Genomic DNA, 6,452 nt, shown 5'->3' on the forward strand with positions numbered 1-6,452 from the left:
GGCTACTCCTCCGTGAGTTCCACCTGGATCTCGACCTCCACCGGGGCGTCCAGCGGCAGTACCGCGACGCCCACCGCGCTGCGGGCGTGGACGCCCTTGTCACCGAGGACCTCGCCGAGCAGTTCGCTCGCGCCGTTGAGGACGCCCGGCTGGCCGGTGAAGTCCGCGGCGGAGGCCACGAAGCCGACGACCTTCACCACGCGGGCCACGCGGTCCAGGTCCCCGGCGACGGACTTGACCGCGGCGAGGGCGTTCAGCGCACAGGTGCGCGCCAGCTCCTTCGCCTCCTCGGCGGTGACCTCCGCACCGACCTTGCCGGTCAGCGGAAGCTTGCCCTCCACCATGGGCAGCTGGCCGGCGGTGAAGACGTACCGCCCCGACCGCACGGCCGGCTGGTACGCGGCCAGCGGCGGGACGACCTCCGGCAGGCTCAGGCCCAGCTCGGCCAGTCTCGCCTCGACGGCGCTCATCCCTGCTTCTCCCGCTTCAGGTAGGCCACCAACTGCTCGGGGTTCGGCCCGGGCACGACCTGGACGAGCTCCCAGCCGTCCTCGCCCCAGGTGTCCAGAATCTGCTTCGTTGCGTGGACGAGCAGCGGCACAGTCGCGTATTCCCACTTGGTCATGCGGCCGACTCTAGCCGCTGCCGACACCGGCTCCGGCGGCCGGCCACGGCCGCGTCGCCCGCCCTCCGCGCGGGGCGCGATCGCGGCAATCGCCCCCCGGATCCGCCGGGGAGCGGGACGAGCCTTTAGGCTCGAAGGCGTGAGCAGGCTCCAGGTCGTCAGCGGCAAGGGCGGAACCGGCAAGACCACGGTCGCCGCGGCCCTCGCGCTGGCCCTGGCCACGGCGGGGAAGCGGACGCTCCTCGTCGAGGTCGAGGGCCGGCAAGGCATCGCACAACTCTTCGAGACGGAGGCGCTGCCCTACGAGGAACGGAAGATCGCCGTCGCCCCGGGAGGCGGCGAGGTGTACGCCCTCGCCATCGACGCCGAACAGGCCCTCCTGGACTACCTCCAGATGTTCTACAAGCTCGGCGGCGCCGGCCGGGCCCTCAGGAAGCTCGGCGCGATCGACTTCGCCACCACCATCGCCCCCGGCGTGCGGGACGTCCTGCTCACCGGCAAGGCGTGCGAGGCGGTGCGGCGCAAGGACGGGAGCGGGCGGTTCGTCTACGACTACGTCGTGATGGACGCCCCGCCGACCGGCCGCATCACCCGTTTCCTCAACGTCAACGACGAGGTCGCCGGACTCGCCAGGATCGGCCCGATACACAATCAGGCGCAGGCCGTGATGCGGGTGCTGAAGTCGCCGGAGACGGCCGTGCACCTGGTGACGCTGCTGGAGGAGATGCCGGTCCAGGAGACCGCCGACGGCATCGCGGAGCTGCGCGCCGCGCGGCTGCCGGTGGGGCGGGTCGTGGTGAACATGGTCCGTCCGGAGACACTGGACGGGGACGGCCTGGAACTCGCGGCGGCGGTCCCCCGTTCCGCCGTCGCGCGGTCGTTGTCATCCGCCGGCCTGGGCGGGGCGCGGCGCGGGGGGCACGCCGAGCGGCTGGTGGACCCGCTGCTCGCGCAGGCGCGGGAGTACGCCGAGCGGTACGCGCTGGAGACCGAGCAGCGCGCCGTGCTGGCCGACCTCGACGTGCCGTTGCACGAGCTGCCGCTGTTCGCGGAGGGCATGGACCTGGCCGGCCTGTACCAACTGGCCAGGGAGCTGCGCGGACAGGGCGTGTCATGACCGGCCCCGCCGCGCACCACCGCGCCCGTCCCACCGCGCACCACCGCACCCACCACCGCCGCACCCGCCCCGTCACGGGCCGGAAGCACCGGAAGCAGGGGATGTCATGAGTCGTCGTCCGGAACCGGAGCAGGACCGGGACCCGGCCCGTCACCGCCTCTCCCCCGTCCGCACGCTCGACATCGATCCGCTGATCGAGGACCCGGACACCCGGATCGTGGTCTGCTGCGGTTCGGGCGGGGTCGGCAAGACGACCACCGCCGCGGCGCTCGGCCTGCGCGCGGCCGAGCGGGGACGCAAGGTGGTGGTCCTCACCATCGACCCGGCCCGCCGCCTCGCCCAGTCCATGGGGATCGACTCGCTGGACAACACCCCGCGCCGGGTGAAGGGCATCGACGACTCCGCGGGCGGCGAACTGCACGCGATGATGCTCGACATGAAGCGCACCTTCGACGAGATCGTCGAGGGGCACGCGGACCCCGAGCGGGCCGCCGCGATCCTGGGCAACCCCTTCTACCAGTCGCTCTCCGCGGGCTTCGCCGGCACGCAGGAGTACATGGCGATGGAGAAGCTGGGCCAGCTGCGGTCCCGGGACGAGTGGGACCTCATCGTGGTCGACACCCCGCCCTCCCGTTCCGCGCTGGACTTCCTGGACGCGCCCAAGCGGCTCGGGTCCTTCCTCGACGGCAAGCTGATCCGCGTCCTGCTGGCCCCGGCGAAGGTCGGCGGCCGCGCGGGGATGAAGTTCCTCAACGTCGGCATGTCGATGATGGCCGGCGTCCTGGGCAAGGTGCTCGGCGGCCAACTGCTGAAGGACGTGCAGACGTTCGTGGCCGCGATGGACTCGATGTTCGGCGGGTTCCGCACGCGCGCGGACGCCACGTACAAGCTGCTCCAGGCGCCCGGGACGGCGTTCCTGGTCGTGGCGGCCCCGGAGCGGGACGCGCTGCGCGAGGCCGCGTACTTCGTGGAGCGGCTGGCGGCGGAGGAGATGCCGCTGGCCGGGCTGGTGCTCAACCGGGTGCACGGCAGCGGTGCGGACCGGCTGTCGGCCGAGCGGGCGCTGGCCGCCGCGGAAAATCTTGAGGACTCCCGCATTGTGGATCAGGAGGGCGGGAAAGCTGGACTTCGTAACTCTCCCGAAACGTACGGCAGTTCAGAATCCTTCGCGTCACCTCCCGCTTCGGCCCCGGCTTCCGGGACACCGGGCGGGGACGTCCCCGGCACAGGCTCCCCCGCCACCGCGGACGAGTCCGAGGACGTGCGCACGGAGGACTCGGAAGCGGACGCCGGCACGGACCGTTCCGTCGACCTGCTCACCGCGGGCCTGCTGAGGCTGCACGCCGAGCGGATGCGGCTGCTCTCGCGCGAGCAGCGCACACGCGACCGCTTCACCGCGCTCCATCCCGAGGTGGCGGTGACCGAAGTGGCCGCGCTCCCCGGCGACGTGCACGACCTCGCGGGGCTGCGGGACATCGGCGACCGGCTCGCGACCGGCCGGCCGGAGCTGCCCGAAACACCCTGAAGCGCCCCGGAGCGCCGCGAGGCACCCCGGACCGGCACCGGGCGGGGGCCGGGAGCCCCCCCGGGGGCCTCAGCCCACCGCCGCGTAGCTCTCGTACACCTCGTCGCCGAGCGGCACGACACCCGACCCCCGCTCGTACTCCGAGCGCGCGGTCTCCAGCAGCCTGCGCCAGGAGGTCACGGTCGGCCGCCGGCGCAGCAGCGCACGGCGCTCACGCTCCGTCATGCCTCCCCATACGCCGAACTCGACGCGGTTGTCGAGCGCATCCGCCAGGCATTCGGTGCGTACCGGGCATCCGGTGCACACCGCCTTGGCCCTGTTCTGCGCTGCTCCCTGAACGAACAGTTCATCCGGATCGGTAGTGCGACAGGCGGCCTGCGCACTCCAGTCGGTAACCCAGCCCATACCGGCGCCGTCCTCTCCCGAATCGAGGCTCCCCCACGGCGGCAGCGGCATATTCACCGCCGCCAGTTGAGGACGTTACGGAAGGTGGGCACGGCGCAACACCCCCAGCGGGCCCAATCTTGAATGGTCCGAACGGACTATGGGTAAGCGGCAGATCACCCGGGGGAGTGAGGGGACGACATGCGGGACGAACCCGGCATTCCAGGACGGTCCCGTCGCGTCACAACGGGCACCACATGACACACGCGGCGGATCCGGACACGGATCCACCATCCCTCGACACACACGCGTACGAAAAAGTCGAGGAGATCCGGAACGATTCGGGGTCGCCGGACGTATTGATACGTGGCCTCACCGCTGTGACAGTTGAGAGCAGCTTAGGCCAACGCATATACGCTTGTCCGGCGAATGAGAACGTAGGCTGCTCCCATGCCAAAGAAGCGCTCGGGTGGTGGTCTGTCTCCCACGCAGCAGGCCGCCAAGTTCCTCGGTGTCAGTGTCCTCGCGGGGGCCGTCGCGGCCGGCATCGCGCTGCCCGCCGTGGGCGCGCTCGGCCTGGCGGCCAAGGGTTCGGTCGAGAGCTTCGACGAACTCCCGGCCAACCTCAAGACGCCGCCGCTGAGCCAGCGCACCACCATCCTCGACGCCGAGGGCGGCAAGATCGCCACGGTCTACTCGCGCGACCGCACGGTGGTCGCGCTGAAGGACATCTCGCCGTACCTGCAGAAGGCGATCGTCGCGATCGAGGACTCGCGCTTCTACGAGCACGGCGCGGTCGACCTCAAGGGCGTCCTGCGCGCCCTCAACAACAACGCGCGCAGCGGCGAGGTCTCCGAGGGCGCGTCCACGCTCACCCAGCAGTACGTGAAGAACGTCTTCGTCGAGGAGGCGGGCGACGACCCGACGAAGGTCGCGCAGGCCACCCAGCAGACCATCGGCCGCAAGATCGCGGAGCTGAAGTACGCGATCCAGGTCGAGGAGGAGCTGGGCAAGAAGAAGATCCTCGAGAACTACCTGAACATCACCTTCTTCGGCCAGCAGGCGTACGGCGTCGAGGCCGCGTCCCAGCGCTACTTCTCCAAGTCGGCCAAGGACCTGGCCCTGGAGGAGGCCGCCCTGCTCGCCGGCCTCGTCCAGTCGCCCAGCCGCTACGACCCGGTGAACGACCCGGACCAGGCCCTGAAGCGCCGCAACACCGTGCTGACCCGCATGGCCGCCACCGGCGACATCACGCCGGCCCAGGCGGAGGCCGCCAGGAAGAAGCCGTTGGGCCTGCGCGTCAGCGCGCCGCGCAGCGGCTGCACCACGGCCGTCAAGGACGCCGGGTTCTTCTGCAACTACGTGAAGAACGTCTTCCTCAACGACCCGGTCTTCGGCAAGGACCAGGAGACCCGGACGAAGCTGTGGAACCGGGGCGGCCTCACCATCCGCACCACCCTCGACCCGCAGGCCCAGGGGTCCGTCCAGCAGTCGCTGCAGGACCACGTCGACAAGAGCGACGAGGTCGCCGCCGCGACCACCCTCGTCGAGCCCGGCACCGGCAAGATCGTGGCGATGGGCCAGTCGAAGCCCTACGGCTCCAACGCCAACGAGCACGAGACCGAGATCAACTACTCGGCGGACCAGAAGATGGGGACGAGCAACGGCTTCCCGACGGGCTCGACGTTCAAGCCCTTCGTGGCGGCCGCGGCCCTCGAGGAGGGCCGTCCGGCGACCCAGGAGTACCCCTCGCCGTACGAGCTGACGGTCCCGAGCCCCATTCAGACGTGCGGCAAGCCCTACACCAACGAAGACGGCGTCAAGATCCCGAACGAGAACGAATCGGAGGTGGGCCCCTACCAGCTGAAGAAGGCGATGGCCCTCTCGGTGAACACCTACTTCATCGAGATGGTCGCGGACATCGGCCTCTGCCCGGTCGTCAAGATGGCCGACAAGCTGCACATCCTGCAGGGCAGCGGCAAGAAGCTGCCCCAGGTCCCGTCGATCGCCCTCGGCACCGAGTCCGTCTCCCCGCTGACCATGGCGTCCGCGTACGCCGCCTTCGCCAACCGCGGCATGTACTGCACGCCCATCGCCATCGAGGCGGTCACCCAGCGGGTGGGCGAGAGCAGGAAGAGCCTCGAGGTGCCGAAGTCCACCTGCTCGCGGGCGATGTCGGAGAAGACCGCCGACACCATCAACTCCCTGCTCAAGGGCGTGGTCGACTCCGGTACCGGTCAGCAGGCCGGCCTCGCCGACCGGGACAACGCGGGCAAGACCGGTACCACCGACGAGCGCCGCAACGCCTGGTTCGTCGGCTACACCCCGAACCTCTCGGGCGCCGTCTGGGTCGGCAGCGCCAGCCAGCAGGTCGAGATGCGGAACATCACCATCGGCGGCGTCTACCACGACCTCGTCTACGGCGGCGACACCCCGGGCCCGATCTGGAAGGACGCCATGGCCGGCGCCCTCGCGGGCAAGGAGGCGAAGTCCTTCGTCCCCGTCCACATCCCCGACCCGGAGCAGGAGAAGCAGGACGACCGCGACGAGCCCGGCCGCGGTGACGGCGACGACAACGGCAACGGCGACGACGGGGGCGGCCTCCTCGGCGGTCTGACCGGCGGCGGGAACAACGGCGGGGGCGACGGCGGCGGCACCAGGGAACCGACCTTCCCCGAGGGCCTCTTCCGGGGCAACGGGAACGGCGGAGGACGCGGCTGACGCTCCGTCGGACCCGGCACCCCGGGTCCGGGTCGGCCCGGCGCCGGAGACGGAACACAGGAGGGGCCCGCCGCTCGAGC

At 70.8% G+C, this 6,452-nt stretch carries 6 protein-coding genes; 3 read left to right on the forward strand and 3 right to left on the reverse strand.

Annotated features, from left to right (window positions below; genetic code table 11):
• Positions 1-2: 2 nt before the first annotated feature.
• Both ABTY20_RS27660 and sp36 read right to left on the reverse strand, forming a co-directional pair.
• On the reverse strand, positions 3-470 hold the full coding sequence (locus ABTY20_RS27660) for a RidA family protein (RefSeq protein WP_351999771.1): 468 nt from the start codon (positions 468-470) through the stop codon (positions 3-5).
• Positions 467-625 (reverse strand): Sp36 family protein, encoded by a 159-nt coding sequence (gene sp36 / locus ABTY20_RS27665; RefSeq protein ID WP_073947089.1) that lies wholly within the window; start codon positions 623-625, stop codon positions 467-469. Before sp36 ends, ABTY20_RS27660 begins: the two co-directional genes overlap by 4 nt.
• 139 nt (positions 626-764) lie before the next feature.
• Here sp36 and bagA point away from each other — a divergent pair, with 139 nt between their 5' ends.
• Entirely contained in the window at positions 765-1,742 is a 978-nt protein-coding gene (gene bagA, locus ABTY20_RS27670; protein WP_351999772.1) for an ATPase BagA, read from the forward strand.
• A gap of 106 nt (positions 1,743-1,848) precedes the next feature.
• Positions 1,849-3,267: an ATPase BagB gene (bagB, locus tag ABTY20_RS27675; protein ID WP_351999773.1), complete on the forward strand. Its 1,419-nt coding sequence runs from the start codon at positions 1,849-1,851 to the stop codon at positions 3,265-3,267.
• A 69-nt stretch (positions 3,268-3,336) separates the two neighbouring features.
• Here the strand turns inward: bagB and wblA are convergent, their stop codons facing one another.
• On the reverse strand, positions 3,337-3,672 hold the full coding sequence (gene wblA / locus ABTY20_RS27680) for a transcriptional regulator WblA (RefSeq protein WP_351999775.1): 336 nt from the start codon (positions 3,670-3,672) through the stop codon (positions 3,337-3,339).
• A 429-nt stretch (positions 3,673-4,101) separates the two neighbouring features.
• Between wblA and ABTY20_RS27685 the strand changes: the two genes are divergently transcribed.
• On the forward strand, positions 4,102-6,372 hold the full coding sequence (locus ABTY20_RS27685; RefSeq protein WP_351999774.1) for a transglycosylase domain-containing protein: 2,271 nt from the start codon (positions 4,102-4,104) through the stop codon (positions 6,370-6,372).
• Positions 6,373-6,452 lie beyond the last annotated feature (80 nt).

Origin of the sequence: Streptomyces sp. NPDC126497 (genome assembly GCF_040302425.1) — a bacterium.
In the GTDB taxonomy this organism is placed as follows: domain Bacteria; phylum Actinomycetota; class Actinomycetes; order Streptomycetales; family Streptomycetaceae; genus Streptomyces.